Source organism: Crenothrix polyspora (genome assembly GCF_900163755.1).
GTDB classification, from domain to species: Bacteria; Pseudomonadota; Gammaproteobacteria; order Methylococcales; family Methylomonadaceae; genus Crenothrix; species Crenothrix polyspora.
This window is the reverse complement of the sequence record NZ_FUKI01000090.1, coordinates 14,201-36,032: the sequence shown is the minus strand read 5'-3', so window position 1 is coordinate 36,032 and position 21,832 is coordinate 14,201. Positions and strand designations below refer to the sequence as shown.

21 protein-coding genes are annotated in these 21,832 nt (G+C 43.2%); 7 read left to right on the top strand and 14 right to left on the bottom strand.

The genetic code is table 11. The annotated features are described in order from the left end of the window. Nucleotide 1 precedes the first annotated feature (1 nt). Nucleotides 2–313, top strand: a complete 312-nt coding sequence (gene soxZ, locus CRENPOLYSF2_RS05020; protein WP_087142849.1) for a thiosulfate oxidation carrier complex protein SoxZ — start codon at nucleotides 2–4, stop codon at nucleotides 311–313. Between the two features lie 277 nt (nucleotides 314–590). Here soxZ and CRENPOLYSF2_RS05015 read toward each other — a convergent pair whose 3' ends face one another. Continuing rightward, a complete protein-coding gene (locus CRENPOLYSF2_RS05015; protein WP_087142848.1) occupies nucleotides 591–2,498 on the bottom strand; it encodes a LysM peptidoglycan-binding domain-containing protein in 1,908 nt (635 codons plus the stop codon). 101 nt (nucleotides 2,499–2,599) lie between these two features. On the opposite strand from CRENPOLYSF2_RS05015, the gene CRENPOLYSF2_RS05010 reads away from it, so the two are divergent. After that, the gene (locus CRENPOLYSF2_RS05010) at nucleotides 2,600–3,313 is read left to right on the top strand and encodes a class I SAM-dependent methyltransferase (protein WP_087142847.1); all 714 of its coding nucleotides are present in this window, start codon (nucleotides 2,600–2,602) and stop codon (nucleotides 3,311–3,313) included. Then, on the top strand, nucleotides 3,306–3,752 hold the full coding sequence (rnhA, locus tag CRENPOLYSF2_RS05005; protein ID WP_087142846.1) for a ribonuclease HI: 447 nt from the start codon (nucleotides 3,306–3,308) through the stop codon (nucleotides 3,750–3,752). The genes CRENPOLYSF2_RS05010 and rnhA overlap by 8 nt, the downstream gene beginning before the upstream one ends. A 13-nt stretch (nucleotides 3,753–3,765) precedes the next feature. Here the strand turns inward: rnhA and CRENPOLYSF2_RS05000 are convergent, their stop codons facing one another. Beyond that, nucleotides 3,766–4,149, bottom strand: coding sequence for a YajD family HNH nuclease (locus tag CRENPOLYSF2_RS05000; RefSeq protein ID WP_087142845.1), 384 nt, complete (start codon nucleotides 4,147–4,149; stop codon nucleotides 3,766–3,768). A gap of 45 nt (nucleotides 4,150–4,194) precedes the next feature. Between CRENPOLYSF2_RS05000 and CRENPOLYSF2_RS04995 the strand changes: the two genes are divergently transcribed. Further along, nucleotides 4,195–4,917: a glutathione S-transferase gene (locus CRENPOLYSF2_RS04995; RefSeq protein WP_245807905.1), complete on the top strand. Its 723-nt coding sequence runs from the start codon at nucleotides 4,195–4,197 to the stop codon at nucleotides 4,915–4,917. On the opposite strand, the gene CRENPOLYSF2_RS04990 is transcribed toward CRENPOLYSF2_RS04995, so the two are convergent. The 5 genes from CRENPOLYSF2_RS04990 to CRENPOLYSF2_RS04970 form a co-directional block, all read right to left on the bottom strand. Then, nucleotides 4,914–5,300: a LytTR family DNA-binding domain-containing protein gene (locus CRENPOLYSF2_RS04990; RefSeq protein WP_087142844.1), complete on the bottom strand. Its 387-nt coding sequence runs from the start codon at nucleotides 5,298–5,300 to the stop codon at nucleotides 4,914–4,916. The two genes, CRENPOLYSF2_RS04995 and CRENPOLYSF2_RS04990, sit on opposite strands and share 4 nt — an antisense overlap. A gap of 75 nt (nucleotides 5,301–5,375) precedes the next feature. Then, complete coding sequence (locus tag CRENPOLYSF2_RS04985; RefSeq protein WP_087142843.1) at nucleotides 5,376–5,720, bottom strand: LytR/AlgR family response regulator transcription factor; 345 nt, start codon at nucleotides 5,718–5,720, stop codon at nucleotides 5,376–5,378. Then, nucleotides 5,714–5,968, bottom strand: a complete 255-nt coding sequence (locus CRENPOLYSF2_RS04980; protein ID WP_245807904.1) for an ATP-binding protein — start codon at nucleotides 5,966–5,968, stop codon at nucleotides 5,714–5,716. The genes CRENPOLYSF2_RS04985 and CRENPOLYSF2_RS04980 overlap by 7 nt, the downstream gene beginning before the upstream one ends. Beyond that, nucleotides 5,965–6,903, bottom strand: a complete 939-nt coding sequence (locus tag CRENPOLYSF2_RS04975) for a LytS/YhcK type 5TM receptor domain-containing protein (protein WP_087142841.1) — start codon at nucleotides 6,901–6,903, stop codon at nucleotides 5,965–5,967. The genes CRENPOLYSF2_RS04980 and CRENPOLYSF2_RS04975 overlap by 4 nt, the downstream gene beginning before the upstream one ends. Before the next feature lie 33 nt (nucleotides 6,904–6,936). Continuing rightward, the gene (locus CRENPOLYSF2_RS04970; protein WP_087142840.1) at nucleotides 6,937–8,256 is read right to left on the bottom strand and encodes a sensor histidine kinase; all 1,320 of its coding nucleotides are present in this window, start codon (nucleotides 8,254–8,256) and stop codon (nucleotides 6,937–6,939) included. Nucleotides 8,257–8,506: 250 nt separating this feature from the next. Between CRENPOLYSF2_RS04970 and CRENPOLYSF2_RS04965 the strand changes: the two genes are divergently transcribed. Next, nucleotides 8,507–9,181 (top strand): glycine-rich domain-containing protein, encoded by a 675-nt coding sequence (locus tag CRENPOLYSF2_RS04965; protein WP_087142839.1) that lies wholly within the window; start codon nucleotides 8,507–8,509, stop codon nucleotides 9,179–9,181. Between the two features lie 465 nt (nucleotides 9,182–9,646). Then, the gene (locus CRENPOLYSF2_RS04960) at nucleotides 9,647–10,819 is read left to right on the top strand and encodes a hypothetical protein (protein WP_087142838.1); all 1,173 of its coding nucleotides are present in this window, start codon (nucleotides 9,647–9,649) and stop codon (nucleotides 10,817–10,819) included. A gap of 255 nt (nucleotides 10,820–11,074) precedes the next feature. On the opposite strand, the gene CRENPOLYSF2_RS04955 is transcribed toward CRENPOLYSF2_RS04960, so the two are convergent. Together CRENPOLYSF2_RS04955 and CRENPOLYSF2_RS04950 are read right to left on the bottom strand one after the other, a co-directional pair. Beyond that, on the bottom strand, nucleotides 11,075–11,296 hold the full coding sequence (locus tag CRENPOLYSF2_RS04955) for a DUF2442 domain-containing protein (RefSeq protein WP_087142837.1): 222 nt from the start codon (nucleotides 11,294–11,296) through the stop codon (nucleotides 11,075–11,077). Nucleotides 11,297–11,408: 112 nt separating this feature from the next. After that, complete coding sequence (locus CRENPOLYSF2_RS04950) at nucleotides 11,409–12,587, bottom strand: BaiN/RdsA family NAD(P)/FAD-dependent oxidoreductase (RefSeq protein ID WP_087142836.1); 1,179 nt, start codon at nucleotides 12,585–12,587, stop codon at nucleotides 11,409–11,411. Between the two features lie 501 nt (nucleotides 12,588–13,088). Between CRENPOLYSF2_RS04950 and CRENPOLYSF2_RS04945 the strand changes: the two genes are divergently transcribed. After that, entirely contained in the window at nucleotides 13,089–16,562 is a 3,474-nt protein-coding gene (locus CRENPOLYSF2_RS04945; protein WP_245807903.1) for a mechanosensitive ion channel domain-containing protein, read from the top strand. 64 nt (nucleotides 16,563–16,626) lie between these two features. Here the strand turns inward: CRENPOLYSF2_RS04945 and pepN are convergent, their stop codons facing one another. From pepN to CRENPOLYSF2_RS04920, 5 genes are all read right to left on the bottom strand, one after another. Beyond that, on the bottom strand, nucleotides 16,627–19,287 hold the full coding sequence (gene pepN / locus CRENPOLYSF2_RS04940) for an aminopeptidase N (protein ID WP_087142835.1): 2,661 nt from the start codon (nucleotides 19,285–19,287) through the stop codon (nucleotides 16,627–16,629). Beyond that, complete coding sequence (locus CRENPOLYSF2_RS04935) at nucleotides 19,274–19,681, bottom strand: DUF423 domain-containing protein (RefSeq protein WP_087142834.1); 408 nt, start codon at nucleotides 19,679–19,681, stop codon at nucleotides 19,274–19,276. Before CRENPOLYSF2_RS04935 ends, pepN begins: the two co-directional genes overlap by 14 nt. A 1-nt stretch (nucleotide 19,682) precedes the next feature. Further along, nucleotides 19,683–20,201 (bottom strand): molybdenum cofactor biosynthesis protein B, encoded by a 519-nt coding sequence (moaB, locus tag CRENPOLYSF2_RS04930; RefSeq protein WP_087142833.1) that lies wholly within the window; start codon nucleotides 20,199–20,201, stop codon nucleotides 19,683–19,685. Between the two features lie 67 nt (nucleotides 20,202–20,268). Then, nucleotides 20,269–21,006 carry a hypothetical protein gene (locus tag CRENPOLYSF2_RS04925; RefSeq protein ID WP_087142832.1) on the bottom strand — a complete coding sequence of 246 codons (738 nt, stop codon included), beginning with the start codon at nucleotides 21,004–21,006 and terminating at the stop codon, nucleotides 20,269–20,271. Nucleotides 21,007–21,175: 169 nt separating this feature from the next. Continuing rightward, nucleotides 21,176–21,748 (bottom strand): 3'-5' exonuclease, encoded by a 573-nt coding sequence (locus tag CRENPOLYSF2_RS04920; protein ID WP_087142875.1) that lies wholly within the window; start codon nucleotides 21,746–21,748, stop codon nucleotides 21,176–21,178. Between the last annotated feature and the right edge of the window lie 84 nt (nucleotides 21,749–21,832).

Here is a 21,832-nt window from a genome sequence, read left to right as displayed (position 1 = left end):
CATGTCTAGCATTAAGATACGCAGTAAGCGCGTTAATGGAAAAACCGAACTAAGAACCCTGATCACTCACCCTATGGAAAATGGCCTCAATCATGACAAAAAAACCAATGAGCTTATTCCTGAACACTACATTAATACACTGACAATAACACGTAATGACCAGATTATTATCACGTCTTATATGGGAACAAGTATCTCCAAAGATCCTTTCTTTATTTTCATGCTAAATGGCGGCACTGAAGGGGATACCATCACACTGACCTGGAAAGACAACCTGGACAACAGTGATACTGAAAAACACACTGTCGTTTAATTACAGCGTTTTCACAGTTCAATAGTTACAGCGTAACCGTTCGCACTGAGCTTGTCGAAGTGTGCCGTTCGTGCTTCGACAAGCTCAGCACGAACGGTGGCTGTAACTGTCCTAAGTTGAAAACGCTGTAGGTATTAAGCAGATAGCAAGAATTAACCATCATCTTGAACCCTGGCGAGCAAAAACTGGCACACTGCCAACCCCTAGTCGCTGCGTTAATGGGACAATAACAGTAATCTGTTTTTTAATCGGTGTTGCTAACCTTATTCAGCAGAACTTATATCGTCGGATCACTGCTGTCGGTCACAATCTTAAGCTTAAGCCCTGAGCGCAGTCCTTTACCTAAATCTGAATTAGATTTTCGTAAATCGCCCGCAGAAACACCAAATTTTTTGCAAATCTGCGTTAATGTATCACCTTTTTTAACGGTATAACGAATCAGGCGTGTCGATGAAGATGAAGCTAATTGTTGTGGTGATTGACTGTGACTGCTGCCCTTAATAACCAGTCGCTGACCTGAACGTAAAGCCCCCTTTGTTGACATACCATTCCACTCTGCCAAGGTTTTAGGGCTTAGTGAAAAGCGTTGTGACACATTCCAAAAAGTATCACCTTTTTGTACCGTATAAAACCGCGAATTTTCCGGCTTACTGCTATTTTTGGCTTCTTTAGTAACCGCTTTAATTTCGGCAATAGCTTCAGCATTTTTTGAGCTTGGAATACGTAACACAGTACCGTAATTAACCGAACTGGCCGCCAAGTGGTTAGCCTGCCGCAAAGCCTTAACCGTCGTATGATTTCGACTGGCAATAGAATTTAACGTTTCGCCTGATCTCACTTTATAACGCCCAGTAAATGATGCGTATTCGTCGTGTTGATGCTGCGCTAGCGTCTCATGTTCATGTCGATCTTGTTCTTGCTTATCGCGCCGACTTTGTGCTAATAATTTTTCATCGCGTCTTTTACGCTCTGCTTCTGCGTATTCTTTTTGTCTGAGTGCTAGCTGTTCTTCATGATGCTGTCTTTGCTCGTCGCGCTGATCTTCAAGCCGCTCTCTTTGCGCTTGCTGTAGATCTTCCCGACGTTCTCTGTCTGCTCGCTGCTGCTCTGCGCGGCGCTGTCTTTCGGCCAGCATTTCTTCGTCACGCTGGCGTTGATCCACACGCTCATCGTAGGGCAGTTCCGCCAGATTTTCTTTAAATTTTTGTAATTTGGTAACAGGAACCAATAAATGATGCGGACCTTCGGGTGCAGTACTGTCCTTTTTAAAACCTGGATTCAACTTTAAAAAACTCTGCAAAGGCATTTCTGCCATTTCCGCTGCGACATCCAAATCTAACTGCGATCCGATATTAACCAGCGCACAATAGGCTTTATTAGGAATATTTTGCAAATGCACATTGTATTTGTCAGCATTAGCAAATAATTTGGCGATGGCTAATAAACGCGGCACGTAATCTTCAGTTTCTTGTGGTAAATCTAACGACCAATAATCAGTCGGCCTACCGTTATATTCATTTTTTTCAATCGCCTTGCCAATATTACCTTTGCCAAAATTGTAAGAAGCCAAGGCTAAGCACCAATCACCGCCAAAGGTTTCGCCCAAATCTTGCAAAAAACTGGTTGCCGCCTTTGTAGAAGCATATATATCACGCCGACCGTCATACCATGCGTTTTGTTTTAAACCAAAAAATCGCCCTGTTGAGGGTATAAACTGCCAAAGACCAGACGCATCACTGCGGGAATAAGCTTCAGGAATAAAAGCACTTTCAACCACGGGCAACAAAGCCAATTCGCCCGGAAGATTTTTTGCTTCTAATTCATCAAGAATAAGATGCATATACGGTGCGGCGCGTTCTTGAATACGCGCAATGTAATCAGGATGATCCAAATACCAATTTAATTGCTTGTCTACGCGCTCGCTGTTAACCTCAGGTAAGGCATACATTGACAACATGCGCCCCCACACAGTAGCGCTATCGCCCGAATAGACTTTATGCTTGCTCTTAGAGAAACTGCTGTTATATGGTTTTTTTAACGGTTTATATTTAAAATCCGGCGTATAGGCAACCGGTGGCGCGCCCTCAATGGCGATAGGTTCATCAGGGGTTTCCGAACACCCAACGGCGATTAAAGAGGCCAAAACCAATAAAAAGCTCGCCGACCTGTTAGAATTGGAGTACATCAACTAACCCTTACGAAATGAAATTTAAGAAAAAACATTCTTAATAGTATAGTCCTTGTTTTATCAAAAATCATTAACCTATGTATTGCTGAGAATAATTAATGAAACGCAATTTTCTATTTGCTTGGTATCAGACACCCAGAGGCAAGCTACAAAAGCAACTCGAAATTGACTACTTGCAACGCTCAATTACGGTGAGCTGCAAACAAATTATTTTACAGATAGGTGGACTGGGCTGGGAAAACGAATTTATTGATTGTAGTTTATACACTAACTATACTGTTGTCGATACGCGGGGACTTGGCTATGAAGGCGTTCGCAAAATTCGTGCTAAAGCACACCATCTGCCTTTACAAAGCGACAGTGTCGATATGATTATTGTGCCGCATTTATTAGAATTTGATATGTCTCGATTTCAAACCATGCGCGAAATAGAACGCATTTTAAAACCCGAAGGTATTGTGGTTATATTAAACTTTAATCCGTTAAGTATATGGGTTCGCTACCAATATATTTGGGATAGGAAAATGGCTGATTCATGGCGCGGACATTTTATTAGTCGCGCACGTATTTTAGATTGGCTAAAATTATTGGATTTTGACGTTATCTCGCTGGCACAATTTAATTTAAACTCAGTCAAATCAACCTACAGCCAAAATATCAATGCTTCCTTGTCTTTTTTAGCAACTGCCTATGCCGTTAAAGCCGTTAAACGCAGATACGGTATTATTCCTATGACCCCAGTAAAAAATCGCAATTTCCGCTTAGTAATGGGCAGCACTGTATTATGTCGACACGATGGAAAACATGACTGATCGCGTCACTATTTATACCGACGGCGCATGTCGCGGCAACCCTGGCATGGGCGGTTGGGGGGCTATTTTAAGCTACAAAACCCATGTTAAAGAAATATATGGTGGCGACCTTAATACCACCAATAATCGCATGGAATTAATGGCCGCAATTCAGGCACTGGAAGTATTGACAAAACCCTGCTTGGTAACACTGAACATCGATTCCAAATACGTTTTGCAAGGTCTGACCGAATGGCTGCCTAATTGGAAAAAACGCGGCTGGAAAACCGCCTCTAAAGCACCTGTTAAAAATGAAGACTTGTGGCGCAGATTAGATAGCGCCTGCCAACGCCACACCATTCAATGGCAATGGGTTAAAGGACATTCAGGCAACCAAGGCAACGAAAGAGCCGACACACTGGCTAACTGCGGCATTGATAACTTACACAAACACCGTTAACATCAACACGTATTTATTTTTTGTTATCCAACAGCGATTTCAAATTGGCAAACGGGCTGTGCGAAGTATTATTTGTGGCTGATGCGGATTTTTTTTTGCCAACATCAAAACGCATCTCTTCATATTTTGAATGCTCGTTATCATGGCAATACAAACACAATAACTCCCAATTACTGCCATCGAGGGCATTATTATCATGATTATGGTCTTTGTGATGCACGGTCAGTTCAGTCAAGGTTTTATGATCGAACTCACGCGCACAGCGCCCACACACCCACGGGTATAGCTTAAGCGCTTGCCCACGGTAAGACTGCTCGCGCAATTCTTGATTGCGTCTGGCATCGGTGACAATCTGATCTAACTTGTCTTTATTCAATGGCGTTTTTTTAAGGGTCATACACACAAATCGGCTGTAAAAAAGTTTGAGTTTAACAGAAAAAATATGGCTACGGAAATTGCGAAATCGCCAATCTGTCATGTTTTTAAATCCAGACCCGCGTGGATTAGTTTGTATTTTTTTAAAACCGTCTTATATCCTTATTTTATGACGCACTCATCTCCTATTTTATACAGCTTCCGGCGCTGCCCGTATGCCATTAGAGCCCGCTTAGCGATTGCTTATGCAGGCGTTAAGGTTGAAATAAGAGAAATTGATTTAAAACACAAGCCTGAACACCTGTTGTTCATTTCTCCCAAAGCTACCGTGCCGGTATTACTGTTGTCAGATGCTACGGTAGTGGCAGAAAGTCTGGATATTATGCGCTGGGCTTTAGCGCAACATGATCCTGATAACTGGCTGTTTGTTGATGCGCAATCAAACACTTTACTGCACTGGAACGATGGCGAATTTAAGTATTATCTGGATCGCTACAAATACGCCAACCGTTATCCTGAGTTTTCAGAAGGCTATTATCGCCAGCATGCAGAAGTTTTTCTGGCTGAATTGGACGCTAGGCTGAGCAACAATCCCTATTTGGCAGGTCAACATTTTTCTTTATTGGATGCGGCTATTTTTCCATTTATCCGGCAGTTTGCAGCGGTGGATAATGTATGGTTTACAACATCACACTACCGACAGCTCAAGCGCTGGCTACAGGAGATTTCACTATCGACGTTGTTTGCTTCGGTGATGAACAAACATGCGGTGTGGAAACCTGGCGGTTAATTGCACTTTTTTATGGCTTCTTTAAATTCCCCAAAAAAACTGCCTCCAATAGTCAATTCCGTCCTATTTTTTTTAAACTGAAGCAAATAACTGCTTTCTCTTTCGACATCAAGCCGATAACCGGAAACATATTTTAAATTGACGATGGCACTCTTGCTGATTTGCATAAAACGCGGCAAAGTATAATTTAACCAGCTTTTCAGTGTAATATTAACATCTTTCAGTACCTCACCATTAAGCAGATGCACTTCTATAGCGCCTGCACCGGCATTGGAACAAACAAACAGGATCTCTTCTGCGGCTAAAAATTTAATTAAATTTAATGATTCAATACTGCCATCGTCAGCTTTTCTCCTCACTTTATGCCGGACTTCTATTCGCATAGCAACAGAACTTTTTATCGGGTTTTTTACGGGACGATTTTTGCGTATCCAAGCCAGCAGTGTATCTACCTTGGCTTATTCCAACGGTTTAAGCAGATAGCCCACCGGTTTAATGTTATTGATGGCTTCTACTGCGTGCTTTTCATAGCCGGTTACAAACACCACCCACGGTGGATTGGGAAGATTATTTAACGCAAAACTAAAATCCAAACCGGCACGTTCACTTTCGGTTTCAATATTAATATCAAGAAACACCCCGTCTATTCTGTCGTCTTGTTGAATAAGCTGCCTGGCCTGCTGCATACCTTCTGCTTCGCCGACAATCTCAAAATCAAGATGTCTTGACGTAAGACAATGCCGTAAGCCCAGCCGTGCTAACGGCTCGTCATCCACCAAAACTACTCGCCATGTATTTACCATGCTTTACTCCGTTTAGGTAAAGTTAAAATCACTTCCGTTTCTATGCTTAACTGGCTGCGAATGTCCAGAGTTGCACGCCCATCAAACGCCAAATTGAGGCTTTCACGCATCTGATACAGCGCACTGCCACCGCCTCGATCAGATTTTACGACGTGTTTACCCAGTTGCTCCAAGCGCTCTGGCGAGATACCGCCGCCATTATCGTGTACCGATAATTGCAACGTCGCGCCATTATCCGCACCCGTCAAAGTAATATCCAATACGCCCTTTGGAAATCCAGATAAAATCGCAGCTGTGCTAATTCTTGCGCCAAAGTGATGGCATTAACACCGGCATTTTGTCGGGTTTGATCCATAAATCGCGCCAGCTTAACCACGTACTCGGAGGCTATATGAGGATCAATACTAATTAATGCCTGAATAGCATTAAACGTGTTATTGAGGAAATGCGGCTCGATTTGTGCCTGTAACGCCCTTAGCTCAGCTTGTTGTGCTTCAATTTTTAATTGATCACTTTCTAAATCTTTCATGACCACCATAAATAGCAAGCAGCCCAAGCTGTTTACCAGTGATTCCGAAATAATCATTTCTCGGACGATGGCAATAGCATAATCATGCGGGTGTATAAAAACGAATAACATAGAGGCTAACAATAGCGTGCCCACTAAACTGACACTTAAAATACCCGTAACGCTAGTAGTCCAGCGTGGCCAAAACTGTCGTGACAAACCAGCGCCCAAACCCAGAATAATTGTGCCAAGACCGGCAATTCGAAAATCACCAACAATAGAATAACGCTCCAAACCCGCCAATAATCCTGCACCCAAGCCTATCCAAACGCCACCAAACAAACCCGCCGTAAACACCATAAGATCACGAAAGCCAATAATAGCTTGCGAAGGTTGTAAGACAAAAAACACGCCTAAACTGCGATCCACAAGTGCCTCAGCTTGATGAATATCAACTTTTATACCGCTGTGAGTACCAATAATGGCCAGTAAACCAAAAAAAACCGCAGCAACTATTTGGTGTCGCCAGTGCAATTGTTTATTGTTTAGCGCTTGCCTTAGTACCTTTACTCGCATAGACACATAAGCGGCTATCACGGCGACACAAACCCGTGGTATCAAGTCAATAGTCATACTCAGACCATGAAACAACACATCCTCATTCAAAAAACTCATTGTTTTACTGCCGTCAGATGCCACGCCATGCGCTCACCACGGCTTACTGAGTTTAGGCAATTTTAAAATCACTTCAGTGCCCCTACCCAACTGACTTTTAATAATTAATGTTGCGCGTCCTTCAAAAGTCAGACTGAGACTTTCATTAATCTGATACAAAGCGCTGCCTCCGCCGCATTCAGATTTTACCGGTTGCCTACCGAGTTGCTCTAAGCGTTCTGGGAGAATACCGTAGCCATTATCAAGTATAGATAATTGCATGAACGTCCCCTTATCCACACCGGTTACGGAAATATTTAATAGGCCTTTTTTACCGCGCCTGGCGTGTGTTAAAGCATTTTCGACCAAGGTTTGCAAGCTGCGTGGCGCAATATAATATGCCATCAAGCTGTCAGGCACTGCTTGATAAAAACAAAATTTATCAGGAAAACGTAAGCTTTGAAAATCCAGATAAGATTTCAATTGCTCTAACTCTTCTGCTAATGGAATAGCATTAGCACTGGCATTTTGTCGGGTGTTATCCATAAAACGCGCCAATTTTGCTACGTATTCAACCGCTTTTTTCGGGTCGATACCAATAAGTGACTGGATAGCATTGAGCGTATTATTAAGAAAATGCGGCTCGATTTGCGCGTGTAAAGCACGTAACTCAGCTTGCTGCGCTTCTAGTTTTAAACGGTCGCTACTTAACTCTTTTATCACCATAAAAAACAGCAAACAGCCTAAGCTGTTGGCAACTAACACTGGAATCAAAGTTTCTCTTACTAATGCCACGGCATCTGTGTGTGGCTGAATAAAGCTGAATAGCATTAATTTTTGCAAACACGTACCCAGTATAGATACAACGAGTATGCCTTTAATCGTCGTCGTCCATTTTGGCCAAAACTGCCGAGACAAACCCGCGCCCAAGCCCTGTAACACCGTTGCTATTGCACTAACCGTACCGGCAAAACCTCCCAGATGATAGCGCTCCCCGCCAGCTAACAATCCCGCGCCTAAGCCAACCCACGGCCCACCAAACAAACCTGCCGCCAAGACCAAAAGGTCACGAAAACCGATAATGGCATACCATTGTTCTAACGGTGCGAAGCTGGATGTCCAATCAATAATAGCGCCATCTTGGCGTACATCGACTATCAAACCATTGTGATTGCCGAAAATAGCCAATATTCCAAAAAACACTGCCGTACATAACTGGTACTGCCAACAGGTATTTATGTTGCGTAACGCTCTTCTTAAAAAACTAACGCGCATGGATACACAAGCCGCCATCATCACTACACATACCCGTTGTAATAATTCTAAGGCATTGTTTAACCAATGCAGAAAGATTACCTCATTCCATAAATCCATTGTTTTGCCCTGTGGTTAGCACCGGAGATTATCTTAGCAAAGTGGCGGAGATTTATCTTGGTGTTTCAGCACGATAATCCGGTAATTGACGGCGAAAATCCGGTAGTTGGCCACAAGGCTATAGCGAGATAGTTTTTTCTGTCGATAATTAGCAACGAGAAACTGGATTGGTAAACATAAAATCAAGCGCTGAAATGCCAAACCAGTCGATTTGTATTTTCATTGTTTATGTTTTGAGAGGATTATCACAATGGCCATCTTTATCATATTCGCCGTAATATGCTTATCAATTGTTTATTTAGCTATCCATTCGTCTCGCCAACAGAAAGCCCAACTCGCCTACCTTAACAATTATCAGTTCCATCCGGCCATTAAAGAAAAACTCAAAAACAAGCATCCGCTACTCACTGATAAGCAACTCGAATATGTGCTTGATGGACTAAGGGATTTCTTTTATCTCTGCCAACAATCAGGCAGCACAATGGTCGCCATGCCATCGCAAGTGGTTGATGATGCCTGGCATGAATTTATTTTATTTACACAGAGCTATGAATTATTTTGCGAAAACGCATTAGGGCGATTTTTACACCATACACCGGCTGAAGCCATGCAATCGCCAACATCAGCACAAGCAGGTATCAAACGAGCTTGGCGATTGGCATGTAGCAAAGAAGCTATCGAGCCCCAAAAACCGAAACGTTTACCAAGAATTTTCGCTATAGACGCACAGCTCGCTATTGTTGGCGGCTTTATTTATAGCCTTAACTGCCATGCTTTAACCGCCAGTAACGGTGAGTTTTGTGTCAGCCATATTGGGTGTGGCGGATGCGGAGGTGGTGATGGAGGTGGTAATGGAGGAGAAAGTGGTGATGGCGGCGGATGTGGTAGCGGATGCGGGGGTGGGTGCGGCGGAGGTGGTGGTTAAAATAGTTCTCACTGTATCACCCCTGCCACAAACACTGGCAAGAAAATAAACATCGAAGAAGGAACAGGCATGCCCGATCTATCAAAATTAACCGAGTAATAGGTATTTATACCTATTGTGCGCATTATTGGTTTTTTTTACACTACTTTGGTAGCTTGGTGGCTGTTGTGCAGCGAATATAAGCCAGCCCTTATATTGTCAACTGGCTGTAATAATTGTTAAATTTCCCGATTATCCTGCTGGGTCATTAGGTTGACTTTGATTATTTGTCAATTAATCAATTATTAAGTGCTTAGGAACGTACATGAAATAAGTTGAACAGCTTAAACTTCACTCCCGTTCGTGCTGAACCTGTCGAAGCATGACCTTGCTCAAGTTATTTCATGCACGTTCCTTAGTCGTTGTTGAATACATTATCTCTATTACCAAAAAACAAAAAATACAACTAATCAACGAGGTAGGAAAATGTTTATAGATAAACGGGATGCTTTTAGTACGTACAACGTTTTTACAAAATTTACCATTATCTTAACTATTGCCGGCACTGTCACTTTAGGTACAGCTGTTATTAATAAAGCTCAAGCTGATACAGTGACCAATTTTCCCATTCTTGAAAAATTACAAGCTTTACAAAAGCCATTAGCCAAAGAAACAACCAAGTGGATGACTAATTGGCGTGGTGTCGATCTTGATAGCCCTGATTTTATCCTGGATGAACTTTCAGGAAGCACGTCTATTTATATGAAGGCTAAAAAAGTCGATCCAAGCAAAGCAGATGGATTTAAAGCCTATGGCTCATATATGTCAAATAATGAATCAGGCAATCCTTACAGTGAGATTGCTTATTTTAATTTAGCGGCTATTTTGGGTTACGATCATATTTTTCGCCCTGCTGTACGTTATTCTTTAGGGCCACGCGCAAAACAAGCGTTTCAGTTTTTGATAGAAACCACTGACATTACCGGCGAAAATCGTCTTAGAAACAAAGACCGAATTTTACAAGATTTATCGGTGGATGAACCGCTGAAAGGGGCAATCAAAGCTAAGAAACTAGATTCCAACATAGCTTATGATGAAATCATTGATATATCCAACCCTGACAATAGTATTCCGCAAATCAACAATCCCATTATTATGGCTTTGCAAGCAGAAAATGTTCAGCCGGTGTCCGGCCAAAAACTACAACTGCTAGAAGGTTATGAAGGCGATGTTCTGCAATTGGCACGCGAATACTCTATTATCATGACATTAGACGTTGTTTTCCAGCAATGGGATCGCTACAGCGGTGAAAATGTCGTGTTGGCAAAAGACGATTTAGGCACGGCTCATTTCTATTCTACAGATAATGGTGGCGCGCATTTAAAGCAAAATGCCGACGAAGTAATACGTAACATACAGTGGTTTAGCCGCTATGATCGCAATACCATCGCCCAGCTACGAACGCTATATCGTTTTTTAGCGCAACCCTCACGAGGATTTCTGGGTTATACCGATGCCAAAAAATTTGTCGTTGATCTGGGATTGTATGATGGCCGCGATGCGGAGTATGTTGCATTACTCAAAAGAAATCTAAAATTGTTACTTGATCGTGTTGCTCAAGTGAATCGTGATTTTGGTCGTGATGCTTATTTACCTTAATTATCTTAGCTACCAATTTAGGCTACCAGCTTAATACTTGTCCCGCATTAAGTTGGTAAACCATCTCTACCCGTGATTTACAGCGTTTTCACAGTTCAATAGTTACAGCGTAACCGTTCGCACTGAGCTTGTCGAAGTGTGCCGTTCGTGCTTCGACAAGCTCAGCACGAACGGTAGCTGTAACTGTCCTAAGTTGAAAACGCTGTAAGTCCGTGAAATATTGCATTTTGGCATTATGCAACGTTTTTTAAATAGTTACCCCATTGCAAACTGATATAAGGTTTTGGGGGCTATATCAACGTTGCCATCATTAAACTCCAGACAACCCCATTCTGAATCTATTCGCGCCGTGCTTAGCTCATTTAACGCGACATAATGGCCAATTAAAGCTGCTAAATCGGCTTCTTTGATATCGTCATTTTCAAAGGTTAGTAAAAAAAAATACGCATCGAGGTGTTGAAATTGTTTAAGTTTCATTTGCTTTACTCCAAAAGTGGCAGAGGGTGAAATTTCTGACTATCCCACATTTCAATTAATTCATTTCTTATCAAGGCCAACACCTTAACACAACGTTAATGTGACATCGTCACTAAACATACTGCCCCGCACACCACGCCGATGACCACGCCCACTGAAAATTATAGCCCCCTAACCAGCCAGTAACATCCAACACTTCGCCGACAAAATAAAGATTCGGCATCGTTTTACTGGCCATCGTTTTAGACGAAATTTCATCACAATCCACACCGCCCAGCGTTACCTCAGCGGTACGATAACCCTCCGTACCATTGGGCTTAATCGTCCATTGATGCAATCGCGTGGCGACTAAAGCAAGGTGTTTATCGGAACAATCCTGTAAAGACAAGGCGAGCAATTCTTCTGTGAACAAACAAGCAAGCAGCCGTTTGGGTAAATAAGTTTCTAAAATGGTTTTTAGCGTGTGTTTGGCCTTTTGTTGACGCTTGGTTTTTAACGTTTGCGCCACATTTTCATCGGGCAATAAATCAACCGTAATCGCTTCACCCGCGTGCCAGTAAGATGACAGTTGCAAAATAGCAGGGCCACTTAATCCACGGTGGGTAAACAAAATATTTTCACGAAAACTTTGCCGTGTGTTACTCACCACGCACGCTATGGCAATACCCGATAACGGCGAAAAAGTGTCCTTATCATCCGGTTGCAAAGTAAACGGCACTAACCCCGCGCGTGTTGGCAGAACGTTAATGCCAAATTGCTCAGCAATTTTATAACCGAACGGCGTAGCACCCATTTTAGGTATCGACAAGCCGCCAGTGGCAATCACTAAAGATGCACAAACAAAATGACCTTGATTGCTGGTTAAAGTAAATGAATCGCCACCACGCTGGATATTGGAAATATCAGTATTTAAACGAATCTCCACACCTGCGTTATGGCATTCGGCTAACAGCATGGTGAGAATGTCTTTGGCACTGTCGTTGCAAAATAACTGACCATGCTCGCGTTCATGAAACGCAATGTGATAGCGTTCAATTAACGCTATAAAATCCCATTGCGTGTAACGGGTTAAAGCCGATTTGCAAAAATGCGGGTTGTTGGAAATAAAATTATCCGGCTCAATGCTGTAGTTAGTAAAATTGCAGCGCCCTCCTCCCGACATCAGAATTTTTTTACCAGCTTTATTGGCGTGATCTAACACCAAAACCTTACGACCGCGTTTGCCGGCTTCAATTGCACACATTAAACCCGACGCACCCGCGCCAATAATGATAACGTCTATTTCTGCCACACGCAGCCCTTATAAAAAACGGCCACTATACAATAATCCGTGTTGTAGCTTTACGTTTAATTTAATTTAAGAATTCAGTGGTAGACTAAATAACAACAGCTCTTTCAATAACACACGCACCGGATTGAATCGCATTTTATCCACTTAAATCACAAAAATAGCACACAAAAATCATCCCCGTTACGACGACTCAATAAGCCTCTGGTAAATACAAAACCCGACATTCCGCACCCCTATTCATAATTTTATGATTAAATTTAATTTAATAATTTCAGTATGTTATAAATTTGTCGAATTTTTGGCGTATTTTCAAAGTCATTTATATCAGCTTATATTTAACAAAAAACAAACGAGAGATGAATTTTTCTTGTTTTAATTCGAAAGTCTAAAATCCAAAAAAATACTAAAATTCATTAAATATCAATATGTTATTTAAATGCTGAATTTTTATTTAGGGGTGCGGAATATCGGCAAAACGCCTGCTTATGGTGCGTTTTTATCATGAATACTCAACAAACACTTAACCCAGCCAATTCCTTTTCTTTTACCAAATACAACCGCATGAAATTTATTGATTTACCCTCTATCCGTCTTTTTACGCACAGCCTATTGCTACTGTTATTAACGATGCTTACCCCGTCTGTTTGGGCAGATAATGACACCGACAAAAGCACCGATAATTACGCTGCCATCAGTAAAGAAAGCTTAACCGCTAAGATTGATGCTATCAATAAACGGCAAGGATTTGATGAAGCGATAAAAACTAAAATCATTAATTTTTACCATATCGCCGAAGATAATATAGATGCGTTAGAAGATTACAAAACCCGCACCGCACATTACCAAGATACGCAAAAAAACGCACCGGAAACCATCAAAAAAAGCCAAAAAGACCTAGAGCAATTACAAGCAAAATCAGGAAAAATTACCCATGATGATTTTGACAAAATACCCTTGGATGAATTGGAGCAAAGACTGCTCATTGAAAAAAGTAAAATCAGCAGTCTTGATGAACAAATTAAACAACTCGACAATGAAATCACGTTACAGCAAGCACGACCACAACAGATTCGTGAAGAAACCACGCTAGCGCAACAAGATTTTGACGATACGGCTAAAAAATTGCTGGCACCGCGCCATAATCAAGAATCCAAACAAGAAACAGAAGCGGAGCAAACGTATTTAAACACGTTGAGCGCTGCCAAGCAGGCGGATTTAAAAATGCTGGAGGCGGAAGCGCTCAGTAATCCGGCCAGAATTGAATTACTGCGGGTTAAATTGCAAGTGCTTAACAGCCAGAAAAAAATCTTAAGTCCTGTCGTTGAGACCTTGGACATGCACTTAACTGAGCGCCGACAACAAGCCGCCAAAAATGTGCAAAATGCCTTAACGCAAGCGGAAAAAGCCACCGAAGGCAAACACAGTTTGATTCAGGCCAGCACCCGGCAAAATATTCAGCACAGTCGAGATTTGCAAGCGATCAGTGTAAAAATCGAACAATATACCGAGCAAAAAAATAGAATTGATGCTAAAACCCAAGAAATTGCCAGTGATTTTAAAAGTGCAGAAAAAAAAATCAGCTTGGCGGGTTTAAGCCCAACACTGGGTAAAATTTTACGTGAACAACGCCGCAACCTCACGTCGCAAGATGAGTTTTCACTGCAATCCGATGCCATCCAAAACGAAACCGCATTAACCAGCCTGGAACAATTTAAAATTGAAGATCGGCTTAAACAACTGGCCGATGTGGATGCTGAACTGAAAAGCGTCATGGTGCAAAGCGTCAGTCAAAGCTTATCAAAAAACCAGCGCATGATGATTCAAGCTGAACTGCGCGAGCTGTTAAATAACCAAAAAGATTTATTAAATAAATTAGCCACCGCTTATTCAACTTATTTACGCACCTTGGGTGATTTTGATTTTTCTCATCGGCAAATGGTCATTCAAGCGGATCAATTTGCGCGGTATTTAGATAAACGCTTGCTGTGGGTACCCAGCTCTGAAACCATGAATCTGCGTTTTATTGTCGGTCTTTATGAAACGGGTCAGTGGTTTTTATCGCCCCGACAGTGGACAACATTAATTACACACACGGCAAACCATGCACTGAATCATCTGTTTTTGTGTTTTATTATCGCACTCAGTGTCGTCATGCTGCACAAGTCTCGTAAATGGGCAAAACACCAACTGATAATAATCACCAATAAAGAAGAGCGCATTTATACCGACAACTTTAATAACACCACAAAAGCGCTGGCTTACACACTGGTAGTCGCCTTACCGTGGCCTGTTTTTGCACACTATTTAGGATCTATTATTAGCAGTACCTTACCGATTGTGGAATTTAATCGCGCCATCGGCGAAGGTTTAAAAGCGGTTGCATTACCGTTGTTTTTTATTAAATTCTTTTATCTTATTTTTTCGCCTTACGGCATTGCGCGTAAACATTTTCAATGGCATGTACATACAGCAAGCTTATTACGCAAACAGTTAGCTTGGCTGCAATGGGTGATGGTGCCCGGCGTGTTTATTATTAATGCCACCGGCATTGCCAAAGTAGCCACCTACAGTGACAGTTTAGGCCGCTTGGCGTTGCTGGTTGTTGTATCGGCAATGATGATTTTTTTAACGCGCTTACTGCATCCCACTAAAGGTTTATTACTCTACTATATAGAAAACGAAAAAGAAGGCTGGATAGCACGCTTGCGCTATGTCTGGTATGGCGCAGCGTTTTTAATACCGCTGATTATCATCGGTTTTGCAGTGACAGGTTATTATTTGAGCGCGTTGGAATTACAACAAAAACTCATTATTAGTCTCCGGTTAATTTTCTTTTTAGTGTTGTCTCACGAATTGGTAATTCGTTGGTTAACATTGATTAATCGACAACTGGCATTAAAAAATGCCCGCCAACGCCGTAAAATCGCCGCCCTGCAAGACAGAGCGCCACACGCTGGCACCGCCGGTGATGACCCTGTTTTACCTATTGATGAACAACAACTGGATATTCCTAAAATTAATGCTCAAACCATAAAAATTGTTCACGTTATCATCAGCTTCAGCTTATTGGCAGGTGGTTGGCTGATTTGGAAAAATATTTTACCGGCATTTTCATTTCTCGATAATATCGAGCTATGGCAGCATGTGATTAAAAAAGACAACCAAGAAAGCTATCAAGCGATTACCCTAACCAACCTGTTAATAGCGGGTTTGTATTTTTTTATTACTGTGGTGTCGGTACGGAATTTTTCCGGTGTTATGGAAATTTTGGTGTTTAGGCGTTTATCAGTAGAAGCCGGTGGCCGTTATGCCATCAATCAATTAGCCAAATATGTACTAATTTCCATTGGTTTTATTTCTGTCGCCAATGAATTAGGCGGCAGTTGGTCGCAGGTACAATGGCTGGTGGCAGCCTTGAGTGTCGGCTTAGGTTTTGGTTTACAGGAAATTTTTGCCAATTTGGTATCAGGGATTATTTTATTGTTTGAACGTCCCATTCGGGTGGGTGACACCGTTACCATCGGCGCAGTCAGCGGCAAAGTCAGTCGCATACAAATGCGTGCGACTACGTTGATTGATTTTGATCAAAAAGAATTGATTGTGCCCAATAAGACTTTTATAACCAGCCAGCTAACCAATTGGACGTTAACCGATGCCACCACGCGCATAGTCATTCCTATCAGCATTGCTTATGGCTCTGATGTGGAATTGGCGCACAGTGTATTATTAAAAACGACTCAAGAAACCGCATTAATACTCAAAGAACCTAGCCCCAGCGTTATTTTTACCGGCTTTGGTGAAAGTTCGTTAAATTTTTCCATTCGTATTTATGTAGGGGAATTAGCCAGTCGTTTGGCAGCCACGCATGACTTACACATGCGCCTGGAAAAAGCCCTGCGGGAAAATAACATCAGTATTCCGTACCCGCAGCAAGATGTACATATTCGTTCATTTGTGAAAGATTTTGAAGGCTGACGTAGACAGGTTTAGGTAAGAGCGGCAAAACTGCCGCTCAACCAGCCCGTGTCTACCAGTATAATTAGGCAGATAGCGGACTCAAACTCTTGCTGGCTACTTCATACACATCCTTAGAAATATTAGCGGTGTTGATAATTCTTTCCAACTGCGCTTTCATTAGAGCTTGTCTGTTAACATCATACTTAGCCCAAGATGTTAAAGCCCCCACCATGCGTGATGCAACCTGTGGGTTAAGGGTATTAAGCGCAATAATTTGATCGCCTAAAAATGCGTAACCCTGGCCATTAGCAGCATGAAAATGCACAGCATTGGCCTGGCTAAACGCGCCAATCAACGAACGCACCCGGTTAGGATTGGATAAATCAAACGCAGGGTGATTCATTAATGCCAAAACAGTCTGGAAGGCATCGGGCATTTTGCTGGTGGCTTGCAAGGTAAACCATTTATCAATCACCAACGCTTCGGCCTGCCATTGCTGATAAAAACGCGCTAAACAGATTTGCTTATCGGCATGCGGGTTATTAACAATGTCCGACAAAGCGGCGATTTGATCGGTCATGTTTTTGGCGCTGTTAAATTGCTGTAACGCCCATTGTTGAATGTCCACGGCGTTTAAACGGCTTAAATAGCCCAAACAAATGTTTTTAATACGTCTGCGGCCAATGGCACCGCTATCAAACTGACCCGATTCGTCAAGGTGATAACGTTGATACAAGCCACGTAATACCGCTTGAAAATGTTCTGCCAAGCTGCGCACCACAAACTCTCTGGCGGTGTGTATGGCTTCTACATCAACAATTGTCATTTGTTCGGCCAGATAATTTTCCGATGGCAAACTTAATAACAACGAAAAATACGATAAATCCGGCCACGGATATTGCAAGACTTTTTCAAAAGCATCAAGCATAATCGGATTTAATTGTAGTGCAAGGCCGTTTTGCACATCGCCCACCAAACCGAAAATAATCCGACTGGCCAGTTGCTGTCCTGCTTCCCAACGGTTAAAGGTATCGCTGTCATGGCTGAGTAAAAACGCCAGTTCATCTAAACTACGTTCCATCAGCACTTTAACCGGCGCAGAAAAACCGCGCAATACCGACAGTACCGGTTGCTGGGTTAATCCGACAAAAGTGAATGTTTGCTGTGCCTGTGTCAGTTGCAAAATACACGCCTGGTCAGCCTGTTGGCCTTGCAATTGACACGGCGCAACAGAGCCATCGGCGTTCATTAATCCCATCGCTACCGGAATCAATAACGGCGCTTTATGGTGTTGCCCCGGTGTGGGCGGACAGTTTTGTGACAAAGTTAATGTTAATGTGTGTGCGTTGGCATCGTAAGTTTGCTGTACGGTTACTACTGGCGTACCGGCTTGTTCATACCAGCGACGGAACTGGCTAAGGTCAACGCTGTTTGCCGCCTCCATTGCATTAACAAAATCATCGCAAGTAACCGCTTGGCCATCGTGGCGCTCAAAATACAAGTCGCTGCCTTTGCGAAAACCGTCTGCACCGAGTAGCGTGTGCAGCATACGTACCACTTCCGCGCCTTTTTCATACACGGTTAAGGTATAAAAGTTATTGATTTCAATATAGGCATCGGGGCGGATGGGGTGCGCCATAGGCCCTGCATCTTCGGAAAACTGGCGCGTACGCAACATATTGACATCTTCGATACGCTTAACGGCTTTGGAGGTTTTATCACCGGTAAACTCCTGATCGCGGAATACCGTAAAACCTTCTTTTAAACTCAGCTGAAACCAGTCACGGCAGGTGACGCGGTTGCCGGTCCAGTTATGGAAATATTCGTGACCAATCACGCCTTCAATGTGTTCATAATCAAAATCGGTAGCGGTATCAGGGCGTGCCAACACAAACTTGGTATTAAATACATTCAGTCCCTTGTTTTCCATTGCCCCCATATTAAAGTGGCTGACCGCCACGATCATATACAAATCCAGGTCGTATTCGCGGCCATAAACTTGTTCATCCCACAACATGGCGTTTTTCAGCGACTGCATGGCGTGGCCGCATTTGTCCAAATCATACGGTTCAGCAAAAATGTGCAAACTGACAGAGCGCCCAGAGCAGGTGGTAAAGCGGTCTTCTAAACACGCCAATTGCCCTGCTACTAAGGCAAACAAGTAGCACGGTTTGCGGAACGGATCTTCCCAGGTTACCCAATGGCGGTTATCGGGCAGCTCACCGTAGGCGATTTTATTGCCATTGGACAGCAGCACCGGATAGCGGTCTTTATCACCTTCCAGCGTAGTGGTAAAACGCGTCATCACATCGGGGCGGTCTAAAAAGTAGGTGATTTTCCGAAAGCCTTCGGCTTCGCATTGAGTACATAACATGCCATTAGACAGGTACAGACCTTCCAGCGCGGTGTTGGCTTTGGGGTTAATGCTGTTTTCAATCGTCAGTACAAAACTGTGCTGCTGCGGTACGTTGTGGATAATCAACGCGTCGTCAGTTTGCTGGTAATCCTGCTCGCCAAGTTCGTTAGCGTCGTTGAGTACCACGCGGTGTAAGCGCAGATTTTCGCCCAATAACACCAACGCCGTGCCAACAGCCAGACTGGCAGGGTTACGGATTAACGTCATCCGTGCCGTAACCGTGGTATTTTCCTCATCCAGGTTAAAACCCAGTGCTACGTTATCAATTAAATACTCCGGTACGCTATAGTCTTTAAGGTAGATGGTTTTGGGATCAGCGTCGCGCATTAGTGTTATACCTGCCTGTAGAGGGTTTTTTTATAGTAAAGAGAGCAATCAGTAGCCAGGCGATTAAGAAGCACACGCCGCCTATGGGGGTAATCATACCCAGCCATTTTAGCTCACGCAAAGACAATCCGTATAAACTGCCGGAAAATAACACGATGCCTAAAAACATTAACACACCCGCCCAGATTAATAACGCGGAATCCGGTGCGTGAACACGTAATTGGGCAATGGCAATCAGCCCTAGTGCATGCCACATTTGGTAATCGACTGCCGTGTGGTAAACCGCCAGCATTTCTGGGCTTAACACGCCTTTAAGCGCATGTGCGCCAAACGCACCCATAGCCACCGCAAAAAATGCGCATAACGCACCTAAACCTAACAAAGTAGATTTCATGTCATTTCTCCAGGAGCCGTGGCATTAACTGCACTAAATTACAGGGACGGGTTCGGTAATCCAATTGGTCTTTAATAAGCTGATCCCAGGCCGTGCGACAGGCGCTGGAAGAACCTGGCAGGCAAAACACATACGTGGCGTTGGCTACCCCAGCAATGGCGCGAGATTGGATGGTAGAGGTTTTAATGTCTTGGTATGACAGCATTCTAAAGGTTTCACCAAAGCCATCCAAGATTTTATCCAGCAACGGGGTAATGGCTTCGGGTGTGCCATCTCGCCCGGTGACCCCCGTGCCGCCGGTGCTGATAATGACATTGATAGTCTCATCAGCAATCCAGTTGGAAACCGTGGCGCGAATGCGATACATATTATCAGGGACGATTTTTTTTTCACTGACACGGTGTCCGGCCTCGGTAATACGTTCCACCAAAGTTTTGCCGGACACATCATCGGCATCGGTACGGGTGTCGGAAACTACCAGCACGGCGATAGTGAGGGGGATAAAGGCTTTTTCTGTCATGAGGGATTTATAAAAAGGTAGTTGTTTGTACGGATATTCTCACATTTCATCAACACCTAGCGCTTTTTTATCGGTTACTACCATGCTCGGCAATATTCAACCATTCTTTTTCTTTGGCTTTATAGTGCTTTGGAGCGCGTTTGGCTCTGTCTAAAGATTCTTGGAACAAAACGGATGCTTCCGTAGTTTTACCGATGCGTTGCAGTAATTGCCCGTAGCGTACGCGCGCTTCTTCGCCGGGGTAAGAGATGCGTAACACCTCATATTCCACAATGGCGGCAGCGTTTTTGTTTTGCGCTTCCAGCGCACGGGCGTACAGCAAGTGGCTATCGGTAGATTTGTAATCAGGGTTAGCGGCTTTTAGCGCATCTAAGGTAGCGACGGTTTTATCGGCGTAGCCTTTGGCAAACTGCGCTCGCGCCAAGCGTTCCATGATGCCAGCATCGGATTTATGCGGCCCTACCAGAGAATTATTCAGTAAATCGATAGCCTCGTCGTACATATTTTCTAGGATATATTGATCAGCTAAGGCTACTTTGTTAGTGACAGAGTTAGACATTTCCAGCATGTCCTTGCAGCGGCGTAATTCGCGCTGCGGGTCAACGGTGTGCATCAAGCCTTTTTTTACTTTTCCAGCCGCACGGCTATTGGCGGCTTCTGGACCATATTGGGTAAAAAAATAAATGGCACAACCTATGCCGGGCGCAAGGATAATTAACCACAACCAAATCGAATCTTTACCGGTTTTTACCGCATGAACAGCAAAAAAAATTTGTAAGCCGATAATCAATAAACCAATGGGCACAATAAGTCCTTAATCAAAAAAATAAAATAGTTTTGTAGGTTGAGGTCAGGTAACGAACCCCAACGATACGGTACATCTTAATGCTGGGGTTCCTATCATCACTCCAACCTACCCAGTAACATGACACCGTGCCCAAGCTTAAGTGGCGACATACGATAAAAAATGTAATTTAATTAATAACTTGGCGATGCTTGAGTTCAAAATAACACCGAGCGCACGCCTGCACATCAACCCGTGCGTGATGTGCGCCCACCACCGATGTTTTAAAAAGCTTTTTGTGCAGCTCTTCCAGTGTCGGCCATTTATAACCGTAAGGCCCCGATATTTTGCAGTAGTTTGTTGACGCTTGCATGGTACATAAGCGTTGTTTTGAATTCAGCACATTGTCTTGACCCGCACGCAAAAATTCAGCACCTAAGATTTTTTCATCAAAGGCAATATTATGCGCAATGACCAGCGATGCCTGAGCAATGGCAGCAGCAGCTTCGCTAAGAACCAGAATAAGATCAACACCCTTTGCAAGCGCCTGCTCGGTGCTAATGCCATGAATTTTTTCCGCCTCTTTAGGGATAGTAAAACCGTCAGGTTTGATAATATATTCAACGCTGGCCATTTCATTACCGTGTTCATCGGCAACTACCCAGGCAATTTGCACCAATCTTGGCCAATTGTTTACATCAGTTACCGGTGCTTTGTAGTTACGTGGCACGCCGGTTGTTTCGGTATCAAAAAATAGATACATTGTATTTCCATAAAATTTTGTAATTTTCAAAACACCATCGCTAACACGGTGTGTTACTGTCAATTTAAAAAATAAGGCTACCCG

Coding starts and splice junctions, on each gene's coding strand:
- CRENPOLYSF2_RS04985 (WP_087142843.1), bottom strand. CDS start 5,720: ATGGTAAATACATGGCGAGTAGTTTTGGTGGATGACGAGCCGTTAGCA.
- CRENPOLYSF2_RS04965 (WP_087142839.1), top strand. CDS start 8,507: ATGGCCATCTTTATCATATTCGCCGTAATATGCTTATCAATTGTTTAT.
- moaB (WP_087142833.1), bottom strand. CDS start 20,201: ATGACAGAAAAAGCCTTTATCCCCCTCACTATCGCCGTGCTGGTAGTT.
- CRENPOLYSF2_RS04945 (WP_245807903.1), top strand. CDS start 13,089: ATGAATACTCAACAAACACTTAACCCAGCCAATTCCTTTTCTTTTACC.
- CRENPOLYSF2_RS04935 (WP_087142834.1), bottom strand. CDS start 19,681: ATGAAATCTACTTTGTTAGGTTTAGGTGCGTTATGCGCATTTTTTGCG.
- CRENPOLYSF2_RS05015 (WP_087142848.1), bottom strand. CDS start 2,498: ATGTACTCCAATTCTAACAGGTCGGCGAGCTTTTTATTGGTTTTGGCC.
- CRENPOLYSF2_RS04955 (WP_087142837.1), bottom strand. CDS start 11,296: ATGAAACTTAAACAATTTCAACACCTCGATGCGTATTTTTTTTTACTA.
- CRENPOLYSF2_RS05000 (WP_087142845.1), bottom strand. CDS start 4,149: ATGACCCTTAAAAAAACGCCATTGAATAAAGACAAGTTAGATCAGATT.
- CRENPOLYSF2_RS04995 (WP_245807905.1), top strand. CDS start 4,195: ATGGCTACGGAAATTGCGAAATCGCCAATCTGTCATGTTTTTAAATCC.
- CRENPOLYSF2_RS04975 (WP_087142841.1), bottom strand. CDS start 6,903: ATGAGTTTTTTGAATGAGGATGTGTTGTTTCATGGTCTGAGTATGACT.
- soxZ (WP_087142849.1), top strand. CDS start 2: ATGTCTAGCATTAAGATACGCAGTAAGCGCGTTAATGGAAAAACCGAA.
- CRENPOLYSF2_RS04970 (WP_087142840.1), bottom strand. CDS start 8,256: ATGGATTTATGGAATGAGGTAATCTTTCTGCATTGGTTAAACAATGCC.
- CRENPOLYSF2_RS04990 (WP_087142844.1), bottom strand. CDS start 5,300: ATGCGAATAGAAGTCCGGCATAAAGTGAGGAGAAAAGCTGACGATGGC.
- pepN (WP_087142835.1), bottom strand. CDS start 19,287: ATGCGCGACGCTGATCCCAAAACCATCTACCTTAAAGACTATAGCGTA.
- CRENPOLYSF2_RS04960 (WP_087142838.1), top strand. CDS start 9,647: ATGTTTATAGATAAACGGGATGCTTTTAGTACGTACAACGTTTTTACA.
- CRENPOLYSF2_RS05010 (WP_087142847.1), top strand. CDS start 2,600: ATGAAACGCAATTTTCTATTTGCTTGGTATCAGACACCCAGAGGCAAG.
- rnhA (WP_087142846.1), top strand. CDS start 3,306: ATGACTGATCGCGTCACTATTTATACCGACGGCGCATGTCGCGGCAAC.
- CRENPOLYSF2_RS04920 (WP_087142875.1), bottom strand. CDS start 21,748: ATGTATCTATTTTTTGATACCGAAACAACCGGCGTGCCACGTAACTAC.